We start from the raw sequence: 16,312 nt of genomic DNA on the forward strand, positions 1-16,312 counted from the left end.
GGAGAGATGGGCCGGCTTCCTGATCGCGGGGGTGCTAGGCCACCGTGGTGTTGACGGCCTGGCGTGCGGGGGTGCGCCGGCTCGCCGAGGAGGAGCGGCGTCGGCCCCGGGAGGAGGAGGCGCTGCGCTTGGGGCGTTCGGCGACCGGTGCGGTGATGACGACCGGGATGCCGGACGGGGCCTGGGCACCGGTGATCCGGCTCAGGGCCTCGTCACCCGAGCGGATCTGGGTGGTCTGCGGCCGGATTCCGGCGTCCGCCATGAGGCGGAGCATGCCTCGGCGCTGGTTCGGTGTGACGAGGGTGACGACACTGCCGGACTCACCGGCGCGGGCGGTACGGCCTCCGCGGTGGAGGTAGTCCTTGTGGTCGGTCGGCGGGTCGACGTTGACGACGAGGTCGAGGTTGTCGACGTGGATGCCGCGCGCCGCGACGTTGGTCGCCACCAGCACGGTCACGTGCCCCGTCTTGAACTGCGCGAGGGTGCGGGTGCGCTGCGGCTGCGACTTGCCGCCGTGCAGGGCCGCGGCCCGTACCCCGCTGTGGAGCAGGTCCTGGGTCAGCCGGTCGACGGCGTGCTTGGTGTCCAGGAACATGATGACGCGGCCGTCGCGGGCGGCGATCTCGGTCGTGGCGGCGTGCTTGTCGGTGCCGTGGACGTGCAGGACGTGGTGCTCCATCGTCGTGACCGCCCCGGCCGACGGGTCGACCGAGTGCACGACGGGGTCGGTCAGATAGCGGCGCACCAGCAGGTCGACGTTACGGTCCAGGGTGGCGGAGAACAGCATGCGCTGCCCCTCGGGACGCACCTGGTCGAGCAACGCGGTGACCTGCGGCATGAACCCCATGTCGGCCATCTGGTCGGCCTCGTCCAGCACGGTGATGCCCACCTGGTCCAGTCGGCAGTCACCGCGGTCGATGAGGTCCTTGAGCCGGCCCGGGGTCGCGACCACGACCTCGGCTCCGCCTCGCAGCGCGCCGACCTGCCGGCCGATGGACATCCCGCCCACCACCGTGGCCAGCCGCAGCTTGACGGAGCGGGCGTACGGCGTGAGCGCGTCGGTCACCTGCTGCGCCAGCTCACGCGTCGGTACGAGGATCAGCCCCAGCGGCTGGCGGGGCTCGGCACGCCGCCCGGCGGTGCGGGCGAGCAGGGCGAGGCCGAAGGCGAGGGTCTTGCCGGACCCGGTGCGTCCACGGCCCAGTACGTCACGGCCCGCCAGGGAGTTCGGCAGCGTCGCTCCCTGGATCGGGAACGGTACGGTCAGACCCTGCCTGCCGAGTTCGGCCAGGAGCTGGTCGGGCATGCCGAGATCGGCGAACGCCCCGACGGCGGGCAGCGCCGGGGTGATCGTCCTGGGCAGCGCGAACTCGCCCTGCACTGCGGCGGGCCGGCGGCCGTGACCACCCGAACGGGCTGCCCCGCCGGAGCGGCGCGGCGCCGGTGAGCCGAAGCGACTGCCGCCCTTTCCGGCGTCGGCACGGCCATTACGTGCGCGGCCGGAGCTGTCGTTCTTGAATGCGCGGTTCATGCGGAACCTTCCTCGATGTGGCACATATCAAGGAATTCCCGCAGCGATGAGCGGCATGGAGAATTACGAGTATGGACCGATGAAAAAAGAAAGCAGATCTGGCCGGCGGAACTATCCGGGGGCGCAGGTGCTGAAATAGGTGACGCGATGAGGACGCAGGATCCGGGCGTCGACCGCGGTGCAGCCTTCCGGATGCTCCTGCATCCGGAGAGAACCGCGCGCGCCGGGACCGCGGATTCCTCCGCGTCGTCCCGCAGGTGAAACGCTGCGGGAAATGCGTGCAGCTGGGGCCCGCACCCCGGAGGATGCGGGCCCCAGCTACGAAATGTGCGTCAGCGTCAGGCCGGAACGATGTTCTCGGCCGTCGGGCCCTTCTGGCCCTGCGCGATGTCGAAGGTCACCTTCTGGCCCTCGAGCAGCTCGCGAAAGCCCTGGGCGGCGATGTTCGAGTAGTGGGCGAACACGTCGGGGCCGCCACCGTCCTGCTCGATGAAGCCGAATCCCTTTTCCGCGTTGAACCACTTCACGGTACCGGTAGCCATGTCATATCTCCTTCGGGGCAGTACATCGGCATCCGTACTGTACGGATGCCGTGTCGCCGCAATGATTACCCCGCCCGGAAATGACCGGTCATACAAAAGTGCTCCGACCGGCGGGAACCGGAAGGGGCACTTGAAGTTTCGGGAACCACAACTGCAACTGGGATCGACAGTAGCACGCCGGAACAGTCCGTGCACGTTACATAATTCCACTCCGGTCAGCGCGGCAAGAACTCTCACTACATGGTCCGTCAAACCCTCACTTCGCGAGTACAGATATTGCTTCACCCGGGACGCAAAAGGGCTCACCCGTCGATGGCGAGGCAGGTATCCGGTTCGCTCGTCACACCGCGGGGCGCCACCCCGGTTCCAGGCCGTCGAGGAGGGCGCGGAAGGCTTCGCCGGCCCGCTCCCAGTGGCCGTCCGCCAGGGGGGCCATCAGGAGGCCGAGCGAAGCGTCGGTCAGGAGAGTCGCCTGCGTACGGGCCCGGTCCCGGTCCAGGCCGACGTCACGGAGGACGGAGGTGAGCAGGTCGGTCCATGCGGTCAGGATGTCGCGCATGACGGGCCCGTAGCGGTCCGGGTGGAGTACGCCGACACTCATGATCTCCAGGTACAGGGGGAGCGCGGCGCGTACGTCGGGCTCGCCGAAGCGTCGCCACATCTCCTCCAGAAAGCGGCGCACGCCCCCGGCGTCCGCGGGCGGGCCGACGACCTCCAGAAGCTCGCGTACACGCAGGAGGGGCCGCCTCTCGTAGGCGGCGAGCGCCTCGGCGACCATCCGTTCCTTGGTGCCGAAGTAGTACAGGAGCATGCGGTCGCTGGTGCCCAGGGCCTTGGCCAGCGGGCGCAGGGAGAGGTCTGCGAGGCCGTTCTGCAGCAGGTAGTCGCGGACCTGGTCGAGGAGGTCTCCTCGCTTGGCCGGATCGGGTGGGCGGGGCATGCGGGCTCCCGGACGCGCGAGAGGGGGACAACTCCCGGTTGTCGGTTTCGGTGACTTTCGTCCTGGTCTTTACCGTAGCACCCGCTACATGTATATTTTTGAGTGTAGCGACTGCTACGTCTATGACCCCGACCCAAGCCCGCAGGTACCCCGGCGGCCCGTCCGTAGCGAGTTCAGAAGGGACCGACCCCCCATGGTCATCCGAGCCGCCTGCCGCCTCCTCACCCGTCGCCGGGAGTGCCGGTCCTCTCGTGCCGCTGCGCCTTCGTGGGCCGCGAAGCAGCAGGCTCTCTGGTCCCGCAGCCTCACACCGCTGCGACCGCTGGACGCGCCACGCGGCCGCGCCACGGCATGGGACGCCTCCTGGCCCCTGCAGCGGGACCCGACGTCGGTGCGCCGGGCCCGGCGGTCGGTGACCGCGCAGCTGGGCGAGTGGGCTGTGGACGACCTGGCCGACACCGCCGCGCTTCTGGTCAGCGAGCTGGTCACCAACGCGTTGCGTCACACGCGGGGCCCGCTCAGGCTCAATCTGCGGCTGCGCCAGAACCGCCTGCTGTGTGAGGTCGAGGACACCGAGACCCTGGGCCCTGTGCGCAACGCCGCCGATCCGGACGCGGAGGGCGGCCGGGGCATCGAACTCCTCGACCTGCTCGCGGACGCCTGGGGAAACACTCGGACAGCCACCGGCAAGACCATGTGGTTCGTCCTGCAGGCCGAGGACCGGAACCGGACCGCGAGAGGCGCGGGAGATGCGGAGTCGGCCGCCTGAGGAAGCCTTCGCCGAGGCGGCGGCGTGCTGGGGACCCGCCACGTCCCGGCGGCCCCTTACGGCATCGCGTTGTCGTTCGTCGTCGGCGAGGAGGTGCTGCGGAATCCGGTGCGCGACACGGCCGTTGAGCGGGGGCTGTGTCAACCCCCGCTGGGAGTCCGTGCGTTGCCCAACGCCGATGTCCGGGTCATGCCCGGGAGGCCGGTCGCCGTCACCAGTTCTCGAAGCGGGCCGGGTCGAGGACCGCCTCGGCCAGGCCGCGCAGCGTCGGCTGCCGGAGGACGCCCGAGGGCGGCATCTCCAGGCCCGCCTGCCCCGCCCGGCTCGCCACCATCAGGGCGAGCAGGGAGTCACCGCCGAGTTCGAAGAAGTCCCGCTCCGCGTTCTCCACGGGCACTCCCAGCACGTCTTCCCATATGCGGCGCAGGATCACCAACGCCTCGTCCACCGTGCTCACCCCTGCGGCCATCGGTGTGTCCCCCTCCGTACCTCCCGGGTCCGCGTGTCCCCCGGGCGACTTGGGCCGATGCTAGTGGGCGACCCCGCCGGCACGTGCCCGTCCCAAGGACAGGTCGCACACAGGCCCGAGGGCCGAAGCCGACGGCGGCGCCATGCACGAGGGTTACGGCGAGTCCCGCCGACTCGGCGGCGGGACCCTGTGCTCGAGGGCCGATCGGTTGTGACAGCTGCCATGACACGTGACGAGATGTACGCAGAACAAGACGCCTCCTGGGCCCAGCGCCATCGCCTGGGCCAGATCGCGGGCGACACGGCAGCCGGGATCAATCGGCCCAGCCATCCCACGACGACGCTCCGCATCCGGGGCCCCTTGGACGTGGCGGCACTGGACAGGGCCTGGCGCAGGCTCCAGACGACACATCACGTCCTGCGGTGCGGGTTCGACCTGGACAGCCACCGCTGGCGGCTCGACCGGCCCGCGGAGCCGGCTCCGATCAGCATGCTCCGCGCCGACACCGCTCCCGGTACCGCCGAGCCGGACTGGGCGCGGATCGCCGCCGAGGCGGCGGACGCCCCCTTCGACCTGGAACACGGCCCGCTGGCCCGGCTGCTCCTCGCCGAGACGACCGACGGCCATGTGTTCTCGCTGGTCACGGACCACCTCGTCAGCGACCTGTGGTCGGTCTTCGTCCTGATGGAGGACCTGACCACCTTCTACCGGCAGGAGCTGGGCCTGGCCGTCGACCTCCGGCCCGACGCATCGATCGGCTTCCCGGAGCACGTCCGCGCGCAGAACGCCGTTCTCGCCTCCGACGCCGGCCGCAAGACCCTGGACGATCTGGCGGCCCACCTGGACAAGGTCGGCCCCATCCCGCAACTGCGCTACGCGGGCTTCACCGGTGCCGCCACGGCCGGTTACGTGAACCCGGGCGTCTTCCGCTCGGCGATGCCCGACGAACTGGCCGCCGCGGTGACGGCGGCGGCCCGCAGGACCCGGATGAGCAAGTGGAACTGGATCCACGCGGCCGTGCACCGCGCGCTGTACGAGCTGGGTGACCAGCCCGCGGTGGGAACCACCCTCGTGACGGCCAACCGGGAGGACCCCGGCGTGCGCAAGACCGTGGGATTTCTGTCGGGACGAGTCGTCCTCGCCACGGACCGCACGGCCACCTCCGACACCGCGACGTTCCTCCAGCACTTCAACCGGTCGGCCCTGCGCGCCCTGGACGTCAGTGCCTCCGTCCCGTGGGGCAGCGTCATAGCCCGGATGGAGCCGGAGTCCTTCGGGGGGCCCAGCAGCGTGCCGTATCTGTCGTTCAACCCGCAGCCGTTGAGCATGAACCGGCTGCTCGACGACCACGACTTCGCGCACTGCGTGTCGGAACCCGTGCCGCCCCCCGGTCTCACCCTGGACGCCGCCGTGGCCATCCTGCCCGTGGAGCGGCCGAGCGGCATCTCCGTGATCGTCCACCACCGCGTCGACTGGTACCCGACCGACGCGGTCCGGCAGCTGTGGGAGACCGTCGAGCGAACGCTGTGGACCTGGACCGGCGAACTCGCCCCGCCCGGACGGTGACGGTGGCGGGACGAACGAAGGAAACGTGATGGAAGCCGGTCCCGGCAAGGGATCAACCGAAAAGTCCGCACCGACCCGGCCGTCGCTGAGGCGCCGTATCGCCCAGGCCGTTCCACCGCCCGGCCCGATCCGGGTGCTGCAGACGAACACCCTGATCGCGAGCACCGGCTACGGGCTCTACATATCCGGCGGCGCGCTGTTCTTCGTACAGGTGACGGGCCTGTCCCAGACCAGGGTCGGTCTCGGTTTCTCGCTGGCCGGGCTCCTCGGGCTGCTGCTCAGCCTGTGGGCGGGCCGGCTGGCCGACCGGTGGGGTCCCAGGGAGGTGTTCCTCGGGTTCTCCGCGGTTCTCGTCAGCCTGCTTCTCGCGGCCGTCTTCGTCGACTCCTACCTGGGCTTCCTCGCCGTCATCATGGCCATCGGGTGCGCCGAGACCGGCACGACCGTGGCGCGTGGGGCGGTCACGGGGGCGATCCTGCCGAAGGACACGCGGGTCCATCTCGCCGCCGTCACCCGGGTACTGACCAACATCGGCTTCTCGGTCGGTGTGATCATCGCGGGCACGGTCATCGGCATCGGCACCACGGCGGCGTACTCCTGTCTGATCCTCGGCATGGCCGTGACCTGCTTCCTGGCGGGCCTGTCGAGCCTGCGCCTGCCCCGCATCCCGCCGGCCCGCGCGAAGGCGGACGCCGGCCGGCGCACGCGCTCGCGCTACGACATCCCCTACATGGCGGTGTCCTTCGTGGGCGGTCTGGCGCTGATCGGCCACACGGTGCTCACCGTGGGCCTGCCGCTGTGGATCATCGACGAGACGTCGCTCCCGCGTCCGCTCGCGGCCTGGATGATCCTCGGCAACACCGTGCTGGTGATCCTGTTGCAGGTGCGCACCGCCCGGGGCAGCGCGACGACCGACGGTGCCCGGCGTATGCAACGCCGTGCCTTCGTGGTGCTGGCCGGCGCGTGCGCGGTGGCACCGCTGACGCGCGTCTTCGGCACGGTCGCCGCGGCGGCGGCACTGCTGGTCGCCGTCGGGCTGCTCACGCTGGGCGAACTGTGGGGCGAGAGCGCCAACTGGTCGTTCCGTTACGGGCTCGCCGACTCCGACGCCCACGGCGCGTACAGCGGCATGTACGTCTTCAGCAGCTCCCTGCCGGTCGCCGCGGCCCCCGTCCTGGTCACCTTTCTGACCGGGCGGTTCGGCACGGCCGGCTGGCTGGCCCTGGCGCTCGTCTTCCTCGTCGGCCTGGCCGTGAACGGGCCGGCGATCTCCTGGGCCGAGCGCACCCGCGGGACCGCGCCCGAGCCCGACGCGAAGCCCGCCGCCTCGGGCCACGGCGTCCCGGACGACGACGCCCCGGACGACGGAGTCCCCGACGACGGAGTCCCGATCGACACGACAGAAGGGCAGGGCCGATGAATCCGCCGACGGAGGCTGCGGCGCCGGGGTCCGCGACGACAGCGGAGCTGATCGTGCTGGCGGCCCACGCCCTCGGGCAGACGCGGGACCAGGTGGCGTCGCACGCCGCGCATCTGTCCTTCGTCTCCCTGGGCGGCACCTCGCTGCGGGCCGTCGACCTGGTCGCCCGGGCCGAACACGCGGGCGCCGCGCTCGACCTGCCACGGCTGCTCGGCGAGGAGCCCCTCGCCGCCGTGCTGCACGCCGCGCAGGCGCACACGCCGGGCCCGGTGCGGACGGACGAGGCGCCGCGGCGGGAGCGGGACGCGTCGCCGGCCGAGGCGGCGATGCTGCTGAGCGAGGAAGCCGGATCCGGGTCCGCCTGGCATCTGATGTTCAGCGCGGACCTGGACGGACCGCTCGACGTCGCCCGGCTGGGCGGCGCCCTGCAGGCGGTCACCGACCGGCACGACGCCATGCGGACGGTGTTCACGCGGCGACCGGACGGGCTGCGCGCCCGGGTGATCCCCGGCTGGAGACCGCGGCTTCTGCAGCAGTCGGTCGACCTGCCCCCGGGCGACGCCGGCGTCGGTCTGGTCCACACGATGCTGGCGTCGGCCTCGACGCGGCTCCTGGCGCCGTTCGAGCGTCCGGCCGTCGTCTTCGTGCTGACCCGGTCGGGGGGCGGCCGGCATGTGCTCAGCCTGCTGATCCATCACGTCCTGGCCGACGGCTGGAGCATCGGCGTGCTCTGGCGCGAGATCTTCGGCCACTACCGGGGCGCGAGCACCGGCGCCGCCCCGCTGCCGGTCCCCCTCCCGGATCCCGAACGGATCGACGCCCTGGCCGCGCGCCGCACCGCGGAGCTGGCCGGGGCGCCGACGGTCGTCCGGTTCCCCGGTGATCTGCCGGGCGCCACGGAGTTCGACCACAGGGGTGTCCGGCTGCCGGTCGACCTCGACCCGGCCGTCCGGGACGGGGTCGAGGCGCTGGCGCGGCGCTGCGGGGTGACCCGCAACACCGTCCTTCTCACGGCCTGGTCCGTCACGGCCGCCCGGCGTCTGGGAACCGAGGACCTCCTGGTGGGCCTCACCTGGGCCGGCCGCGACAGCGCGCGGGAGCAGCGGTTCGTCGGGCTGCTGACGACGCTGTTGCCGGTCCGTTGCCGGGCCGGAGCCGAGCGCACCGTGAGCGAGCGGGTGGCGGACGTCGGGCAGGCGGTCCGTGCGGCGCTCCAGGCTCGGCAGGTGCCGTTCGAGAGGCTGACGGCCGGCCTGGGGGTCACGGCGGACACCGCCCGGAACGCCCTGATCCAGGTGGCGTTCGCGGCGCACGACGAAATGGTGCCGGCGGCTCTGGACGTTCCCGGTCTGGGCGTCCGGATCCACGAGGGGCACTGCGGCGGCGCGATCTTCGACGCCCTGCTCTACGTGCAGCGCTGGGCGGACCGGCCCAGGTTGTGCGTGGAGTACGCCACTTCGGCGTTCACACCGTGGGAGGCGGCACAGCTCGTCGCCGACTTCCGCGGTGTGCTCGGCGAACTGGTCGACGGCGCGAACGCCGACCGCCGGGTCACCGAGCTGCACCGGGAGCGGCCGTTCAGTGACGGACCGTTCAGCGACGGACCGTTCAGTGACCGGCTCTTCCGCGAAGGCCCGGTCGGGGAAGGCCCGGTCCGTGAAAGGCCGGTGCGCGAAGGGCCGGTCCGTGAAGAGCCGGTCCGTGAAGGGCTCCTCGTGGAACGGCCGGCCGGTCCCGCTCCGGGTGGCGCCGAGAGCCGCCCGGGCCACACCGACGTGTGGCGGCTGGTCGAGACCGTAGCGCGCCTGCATCCCGACGCCCCCGCCGTCGTGGACCCCGCCGCCCAGGCCCGCCCCCTGACGTACCGGGAACTCGTCCGGGCCGTGGAGGCACAGTCGGCGTCTCTGCGCACGGCCGGTGTCGAAGCCGGTGACCATGTGATCGTCGCCGTGCCCCGCTCCGCACGCGAGGTGGTGTCGGTACTGGCGGTACTGCGGTCGGGCGCCGCCTACGTCGGTCTGGAGCCCGGTCTGCCGGAACACTTCCTGCACCGGGTGTTCGGCCTCGCGCGCCCGGCGCTGGTGCTGGCCGACCCGGGGCGCGCGGTGGAGCTGCACGACGCCGGCCTCGACGTCCCCGTGCTGCACCCGCTCGACCCGTGGGCGCCGACGGTGGCCGACGCGGCCGTGCCGGCGGCCGATCCGGATCCCGGACGCGTCGCCTACATCGCCTTCACCTCGGGCTCCACCGGCCGGCCCAAAGCCGTGCGGATCCCGCACCGGGCCGTGTGCCGGCTGGTGGCCGACGACGGCGTGGTGCGCCGGGCGGCATCCCGGCGCTTCGTCCGGCTGGCCCCGTTGTCCTTCGACGCCTCGACCCTGGAGCTGTTCGCCCCGCTGGCCGCCGGCGGCGCCGTCGTCGTCCATCCGGACCGGCATCCGACGCCCGGGGAACTGGCCGGCTTCCTGGCCGCGCACGCGGTGACGGGGCTGTGGCTGACCGCGGGGCTGTTCCGGCTCGTCGCCGACCACGCGCCCTGGGCCTTCCGCGGCGTCGACCAGTTGCTGACCGGCGGGGACACCGTTCCGGCGGCGCAGGTGCGCCGGGTCCTCGCCGCCTGCCCGGGACTGCGGGTGACGAACGGGTACGGCCCGACGGAGAACACGACCTTCACCACGGTCCACCATGTCGACGACGCGGCCGAGGTGGGTGCGACCCTGCCGATCGGCCGGCCGGTCGCGGGCACGTCCGTGACGGTCCTGGACTCGTCGGGACAGGCCGTCCCGCGCGGCGCGACCGGTGAACTCTGCACGGCCGGGTCCGGTCTGGCCGTCGACTACCTGGACGACCCCGCAGAGACGGAGCGCGCCTTCGGTCACGATCCCGAGGGGCGGCGCTACTACCGGACCGGCGACCTCGTCCGCTGGGACGCGGACGGGAACCTGCGCATACTGGGCCGTCGCGACCGCCAGGTGAAGATCCGCGGCTTCCGGCTCGAACTCGACGGCATCGCCGCGGAACTCGGCCGCCTGCCCGGGGTGACGGACGCGGTGGTGGCCGCCACCGGTGACGATCGGGCAGAGGCCCGGCTCGTCGCCGGAATCGTGACCGCGGAGCCCGGTCCGGACCCGGCCGCGCTCCGCAGGATGGCCGCCGCACGCCTCCCCGGCCACGCCGTCCCGGCGCTGTGGGCCGTGTGCCGCAGCCTGCCCACGACGGCCAACGGAAAGGTCGACGTCGCGGCGCTGACCGCGCTCGCCCTCGGTACCGCGGCGCCGGGCACCGACGACGGCGTACCGGAACGGCCGGCCGCGCACACCGAGGGCCCGGCCGGCACGCGGGTGACCGCGGAGGAGATCGAGGACCGGATCGCCGAGATATGGGAGGACGTCCTCGGCACCAGCGACTTCGGCTACGACGACCGTTTCGCCGACGTCGGCGGCAACTCGCTGGCACTCCCCCGCATCCGCACGCTGCTGCTCGGGGCCTACCCCTCCTGCGACATCAGGCTCACCGAGTTGTTCCGGTACCCCACCATCGCTCAACTGGCAGCCTTCGTACACGGGAAGATGACGGACACAGCATGATGACGCCCCCCGGCCGTCCGACGGCCGACGCTTCTCCGACACCGCCCGTCGCGGTGGTCGGCCTGGCCGGACGGTTCCCCGGCGCCGACGGGATCGCCGGGCTGTGGGCCGGGCTCCTCGCCGGGAAGGAGTCCCTGACCCGGCTGGGCGACGACGAGCTGGAGGCCGCCGGGGTGCCGGCCGCCGACCGGACCCACCCGGACTACGTGCCGGTGCGCGGCGTGCTCGACGGCGTCGGCCTCTTCGACGCCGAGCTGTTCGGGTACTCGGCGCGGGAGGCCGAACTCATCGACCCGCAGCAGCGGTTGCTCCTCGAGTGCGCCTGGGAGGCACTGGACGAGGCCGGCCACGGCGGCTTCGAGGGCAGGGCGGGTGTCTTCGCCGGTACGAGCCCGAACACCTACCTCCTGCGGCACGTACTGGCCGGCCCCCGCGACCGGGACCCGGCCGAGGCGCTGCAGGTGCTGCTGGGCAACGAGAAGGACCACGCGGCCACGCGCATCGCGTACAAGCTGCGTCTGACCGGCCCGGCGCTGACCGTGCAGACCGCCTGCTCGACCTCGCTGGTCGCGGTGCACCTCGCGTGCCAGAGCCTGCTGCGCGGTGAGTGCGACCTCGCTCTGGCGGGCGGCGCGTCGGTGCAACTGCCGCAGGAGTCCGGCTATCTGTACAGCAGGCACGGGATCCTCTCACCGGACGGCCGGTGCCGCCCGTTCGACCGTGACGCCCGTGGGACGGTGGTGGGCGGCGGCGTCGGGCTGGTCGTCCTCCGCCGGCTCGACGACGCGCTCGCCGACGGCGACCACGTGCACGCGGTGATCCGCGCCTCCGCGGTCAACAACGACGGTGCGCGCAAGATCGGGTACACCGCGCCGAGCGTGACCGGCCAGGCCGAGGTCGTCAGGGAGGCGCTGCGCGCCGCACAGGTGGACGCGGCGACCATCGGCTACGTCGAGGCCCACGGCACCGGTACGGAACTCGGCGACGGCATCGAGGTCGCCGCACTCACCGAGGCCTTCCGCGAGTTCACCGGGGAGAGCGGGTACTGCGCCCTCGGCAGCGTCAAGGCGAACCTGGGGCACCTTGACGCGGCCGCCGGCGTCACCGGCCTGGTGAAGGCCGTCCTGGCGGTGCGCGAGGGACTGATCCCGCCGAGCATCAACTGCGTGGAGCCCAACCCCGAGATCGACTGGGCGAACACGCCGTTCTACGTGAACACCTCCCTGACCGAGTGGCCCGACGGCACCGCACCGCGTCGCGCGGGCGTCAGCGCGTTCGGCCTCGGTGGTACGAACGCCCACGTGATCGTGGAGCAGGCGCCGCCGGCCGAGCCCCGGCGGGCACCGGACGCCGGTCCTCTCCTGATGGTCGCCTCGGCCCACACGGAGCAGGCTCTGCGGTCCGTCACGCGGTCCCTGTCGGCTCATGTGGCGTCCGCGCCCGCGGTGGAGGCGGCGGACACCTGTCACACGCTGCGCACCGGCCGCGCCGCCCTGCCCTGGCGGGCGACGGCGGTGGCCGCGGGGGCGGCCGAACTGGGCGAGCGCATCGTACGGGCGGTTCCGCGCCGGGCGGCCCGCGGTGCGGGACTCGGCTTCCTCTTTCCCGGTCAGGGCGCCCAGTATCCGGGGATGGCGGCGGGGCTGCACCGGGCTCTGCCCGGCTTCCGGGAGGTGTTCGACGAGTGCTGTGAGCTGCTGGCGGACACGGGGCGAGAGCTTCGGTCCCTTCTGCTGGGGCCCGGTGACGGGGACTCGGCGGCGCTCCTGCGGACGACGCGACTGGCGCAGCCCGCGCTGTTCGTCACCGAGTACGCGCTGGCGCGGCAGTTGCAGGACTGGGGACTCAGGCCCAGGATGCTGCTCGGCCACAGTGTCGGCGAGTACACCGCGGCGTGCCTTGCCTCGGCCGTCGAACTGCCCGACGCTCTGCGGCTGGTCGCGGTGCGCGGACGGCTCATGGACGCGCTGCCGGCCGGGAGCATGCTGGCGGTGCTGGCGGCGGAGCGGACCGTGGCCCCGCTGCTGAGCGGGACCCTGTCGATCGCGGCGGTCAACGGGGCGCAGGCGGTCGTGGTCGCCGGAACCTCCGCGGAGGTGGCTGAGTTCGCGGCCGTGCTGGCGGCCCGGGGCATCGGCGCACGCCCGCTGCGGGTCTCGCACGCCTTCCACAGCCGGCTGATGGAGCCCTGCCTCGCGGAGTTCCACCGTGCGGCCTCCTCCCTCACCTACCGGAGCCCGCGACTGCGTGTCGTGTCCAACCTGACCGGAGACCTCGTCCGGGAGTTCTCCGCCGATTACTGGACCGAGCATCTGCGCAGCACCGTGCGCTTCTCCGACGGGCTGGACCGGATGCTCGCCATGAGCGACCCGGTACTGCTGGAGGTGGGGCCCGGGCGGTCCCTGACCAGCATGGTCCGGTCGCACGAGAGCGGCGCGAAGGCGTGCGCCGTCGCGACGATGCCGCGCGGCGGCGACCGCGAGGATCCCCGCGCCACCCTGGTCGCGGCGATCGGCGAGGCGTGGTCGGCGGGTGTGGCGGTGGACTGGCGGGCCTTCGATCCGGCACCGGCCGGCAAGGTCTCGCTGCCCGCCTACCCGTTCGAGCGGCGCAGGCACTGGATCGACTCCGCCCCGCCACCCGGGGCGTCCGGCCCCGCCGCCACCCAGCGGGCCGGAGACGGCACGTCCGGAGCGGGAAGCGGTGACGAGGCCGGTCACGGCACGTCCGGAGCGGGAAGCGGTGACGAGGCCGGTGCCGGCGTGTCCGGACCCGGGGCGGGTGACCAGGCCGGTCACGACGTCTCCGGGCCGGGGAACGACGGCGGGGTCGAGGCGGCCGTGCGGGCCGTCTGGCAGCGGCTGCTCGGCCCCGTGCCGATCCTGCCGGACTCCGACTTCTTCGGCCTGGGCGCGGACTCCCTGCTCTCCGTCCGGCTCATCGGTCTCCTGCACCGCGAGCACGGCGTGGAGATGAGTCTGCGGGACGTGCTCGAACGTCCCACCTTCTCCGCGCAGGTGGAGCACATCAACAGGCTGCTGGACGCCTCGGCGCACCGCGGCACGGACGAGACAAGGACCGCCACGAGCCATGAACAGTGAGCCACAGGACGTCCGGGTCGCCACACTGCGTCCCGGCACCGGCCGCCCCGTCGTGGTCGTCGACTTCAACGAGTTCACGGCGCGCAGGACCCTTTCGGAACTGGTGTCGGAAACCGGCTCGGACAGGGCCCTCTTCCGCATCGACGCGGTCAACGGCCCGGCCGCCGGCACCGGCCGCGGCATCGCCGAACTCGCCGACGCCTACGCGGCCGAGCTGAACCGCATGGAGGTGCGCCCGGACGTCGTGCTCGGCTACTGCAGCGCGGCCACGCTGGCCCTGCACCTCGCGCGGGCCCTGGCCGGCGGGGACGGGGGCCGGCTCCCCAGGACGATCCTGGTCGAGCCCAGCTGGATGACGCCGGAGATCATCGGGGAAGATGTCGCGGCGCTGTGCGCCAAGCTCGCCGGCGGGCCGGTCGAGGAGTACGGCGGGGAACTGTCGGAGGAGGCGATCCTGCGCCGGCTGCGGGCGGCGCTGACGGAGAAACTCCGCGCGGACGCCGTACCCGAGGCGGACATCGAGTTCTGCCTGCCCCACCTGACGGATCGATACCGCGCCTGGTTCGGCTTTCTCCTGCGGACACTCGGCACGCCCGTCCCCGCGGGGATCCTGCCCGATGCCGTCGTCCTGGGCGACGACGGGCAGCGCTTCCTCCACCCCGACTGGCCGGCGGACCGCGTCAGGGTCGAGCGGCTCGCGCTGCCGACGGGTGCCCTGCTGGCGGACGCGGCGACCGGGCCGCTGCTGGAGCGGCTGATGACCGGCGGCGTCGGGCCGGGAACGGGCGTCGCCGTGGGTGAGCCGGCGGCCGGGGACGGAGCCCGGATCACGGACCTGCTGCGGCACCGGTTCGAGAGCAACGAGCACGATCCGGCCGTCTCGGACGAGCACGAGACCCTCACGTACGGCGAACTGGCGCGGCGGGCGCAGGCGCTCGCCGAGCGCCTGCGCGGCCTCGGCGTCACCCGGGACGTCCCCGTGGCGCTGCTCGCCGAACGGTCCGTGGGCCTGGCCGTGGCGATCGTGGCGGTGCTGCTCGCGGACGGCGCCTATCTGCCGCTGGACCCCTCCTGGCCCGCGGACCGGGTCGGGCACATCCTCGGTGAGGCGAGGCCCCGGGTGTCGATGGTCCAGGAGGGCGCCGCCGCGACCGGTCTCCCGGCCCTCGCGGGGATGAGCGTCGTGGGACTCGACGGCGCTCCCCTCGCTCCGGAACGTCCCGGCGGGCGGCCGGAGCACGGCGGCCCCGGCGACGGCGGCCCCGGCGACGGTGACCTCGCCTACGTGATGTACACCTCGGGCTCCACCGGCCGGCCGAAGGGGGTCGCCGTCCCGCACCGCGGGCTGGTCAACCGGATCCGCTGGATGCAGGAGCGTTTTCCCCTCGCCGTCGGTGACGCGGTGCTCCAGAAGACCCCGTACACGTTCGACGTCTCGGTGTGGGAGTTCCTGTGGCCGCTGACCGCCGGTGCGAGACTGGTGATGGCGCGTCCCGGCGGCCACCGGGACCCGGAGTACCTGGCCGAGACGATCCGGCGGGAGTCCATCGACGTCGTCCACTTCGTGCCGTCGATGCTCGACGTCTTCCTCGCCCACGCCGAACCCTTCTCCTGTCCGTCGCTGCGCCATGTCATCGCCAGCGGCGAGGCGTTGAGCCCCGCGACGGCGAACCGCTTCGCGGATTCCCACGCCGCCTCGCTGCACAACCTGTACGGTCCGACCGAGGCGTCGATCGACGTGACCCACTGGACGTGCCGCAGGCCGGAGCCGGGGCCGACGGTCCCGATCGGCCGGCCGATCCGCGGGGTGCGCCTGTCGGTCCGGGACGAGTCGGGCCACGGCGTCCCGGCCGGCACGGTCGGCGAACTGTTCCTGGGCGGGGTGTGCCTGGCGCGGGGGTACCTGGCCAGGCCGGACCTGACCGCGGCGAGCTTCGTCGAGGACCCGGACTCCCCGGGGGAACGGCTCTACCGCACCGGTGACCTGGTGCGCTGGAACGAGGAGGGTGCGCTGGAGTTCCACGGCCGCCGCGACCACCAGGTCAAGCTCCGTGGGCTGCGCCTGGAGCCGGGCGAGGTGGAGTCGGTCGCCTGCGAGCACCCGGAGGTACGTTCCGCCGTGGCCGTGGTGCGCCGCGACGGGGGCACCGATCCCCGGCTGGTGCTGTACGTGACGCCCCTTCTGGACGCGGGTTCCGTGGTCGCCGTACGCGCCCATCTCGCGGCGCGGCTGGCGGAGCAGTGCGTGCCCTCGGCGATCGTCCCGCTGGCCGCGCTGCCGCTCACCGCCAACGGCAAGTGCGATCGTGCGGCACTGCCGGCGCCGGCTTACGAGGGGCTGGGCCGCGGGGCCACCCGCCGGAGGCCCCGCCCCCGGTCCTGACCGG

General features: G+C 72.8%; 10 protein-coding genes. 6 read left to right on the forward strand and 4 right to left on the reverse strand.

The features are described 5' to 3' along the window. Positions 1 to 34: 34 nt before the first annotated feature. The 3 genes from ACGFT2_RS20775 to ACGFT2_RS20785 form a co-directional block, all read right to left on the reverse strand. Positions 35 to 1,531 carry a DEAD/DEAH box helicase gene (locus ACGFT2_RS20775; RefSeq protein ID WP_393280229.1) on the reverse strand — a complete coding sequence of 499 codons (1,497 nt, stop codon included), beginning with the start codon at positions 1,529 to 1,531 and terminating at the stop codon, positions 35 to 37. A 338-nt stretch (positions 1,532 to 1,869) separates the two neighbouring features. Continuing rightward, positions 1,870 to 2,073 carry a cold-shock protein gene (locus tag ACGFT2_RS20780; RefSeq protein ID WP_382724058.1) on the reverse strand — a complete coding sequence of 68 codons (204 nt, stop codon included), beginning with the start codon at positions 2,071 to 2,073 and terminating at the stop codon, positions 1,870 to 1,872. A 340-nt stretch (positions 2,074 to 2,413) separates the two neighbouring features. Beyond that, positions 2,414 to 3,013 carry a TetR/AcrR family transcriptional regulator gene (locus ACGFT2_RS20785; protein ID WP_393280232.1) on the reverse strand — a complete coding sequence of 200 codons (600 nt, stop codon included), beginning with the start codon at positions 3,011 to 3,013 and terminating at the stop codon, positions 2,414 to 2,416. 193 nt (positions 3,014 to 3,206) lie between these two features. Here ACGFT2_RS20785 and ACGFT2_RS20790 point away from each other — a divergent pair, with 193 nt between their 5' ends. Then, complete coding sequence (locus ACGFT2_RS20790) at positions 3,207 to 3,782, forward strand: ATP-binding protein (protein ID WP_393280235.1); 576 nt, start codon at positions 3,207 to 3,209, stop codon at positions 3,780 to 3,782. 211 nt (positions 3,783 to 3,993) lie between these two features. Here the strand turns inward: ACGFT2_RS20790 and ACGFT2_RS20795 are convergent, their stop codons facing one another. Beyond that, positions 3,994 to 4,251, reverse strand: coding sequence for a phosphopantetheine-binding protein (locus ACGFT2_RS20795; protein WP_393280238.1), 258 nt, complete (start codon positions 4,249 to 4,251; stop codon positions 3,994 to 3,996). A gap of 237 nt (positions 4,252 to 4,488) precedes the next feature. On the opposite strand from ACGFT2_RS20795, the gene ACGFT2_RS20800 reads away from it, so the two are divergent. Genes ACGFT2_RS20800 through ACGFT2_RS20820 form a run of 5 tightly spaced genes read left to right on the forward strand, consistent with a single transcriptional unit; the run spans position 4,489 to position 16,308 of the window. After that, entirely contained in the window at positions 4,489 to 5,817 is a 1,329-nt protein-coding gene (locus ACGFT2_RS20800) for a condensation domain-containing protein (RefSeq protein WP_393280241.1), read from the forward strand. Positions 5,818 to 5,845: 28 nt separating this feature from the next. Further along, on the forward strand, positions 5,846 to 7,237 hold the full coding sequence (locus ACGFT2_RS20805; protein WP_393280243.1) for an MFS transporter: 1,392 nt from the start codon (positions 5,846 to 5,848) through the stop codon (positions 7,235 to 7,237). Further along, on the forward strand, positions 7,234 to 10,824 hold the full coding sequence (locus ACGFT2_RS20810; RefSeq protein WP_393280245.1) for an amino acid adenylation domain-containing protein: 3,591 nt from the start codon (positions 7,234 to 7,236) through the stop codon (positions 10,822 to 10,824). Before ACGFT2_RS20805 ends, ACGFT2_RS20810 begins: the two co-directional genes overlap by 4 nt. Continuing rightward, positions 10,821 to 13,925, forward strand: a complete 3,105-nt coding sequence (locus ACGFT2_RS20815; protein ID WP_393280247.1) for a type I polyketide synthase — start codon at positions 10,821 to 10,823, stop codon at positions 13,923 to 13,925. Before ACGFT2_RS20810 ends, ACGFT2_RS20815 begins: the two co-directional genes overlap by 4 nt. Next, the gene (locus ACGFT2_RS20820) at positions 13,915 to 16,308 is read left to right on the forward strand and encodes an amino acid adenylation domain-containing protein (RefSeq protein ID WP_393280249.1); all 2,394 of its coding nucleotides are present in this window, start codon (positions 13,915 to 13,917) and stop codon (positions 16,306 to 16,308) included. Before ACGFT2_RS20815 ends, ACGFT2_RS20820 begins: the two co-directional genes overlap by 11 nt. The last annotated feature ends 4 nt before the right edge of the window (positions 16,309 to 16,312 follow it).

It is taken from the genome of Streptomyces sp. NPDC048514, assembly GCF_043199955.1.
GTDB lineage: Bacteria > Actinomycetota > Actinomycetes > Streptomycetales > Streptomycetaceae > Streptomyces.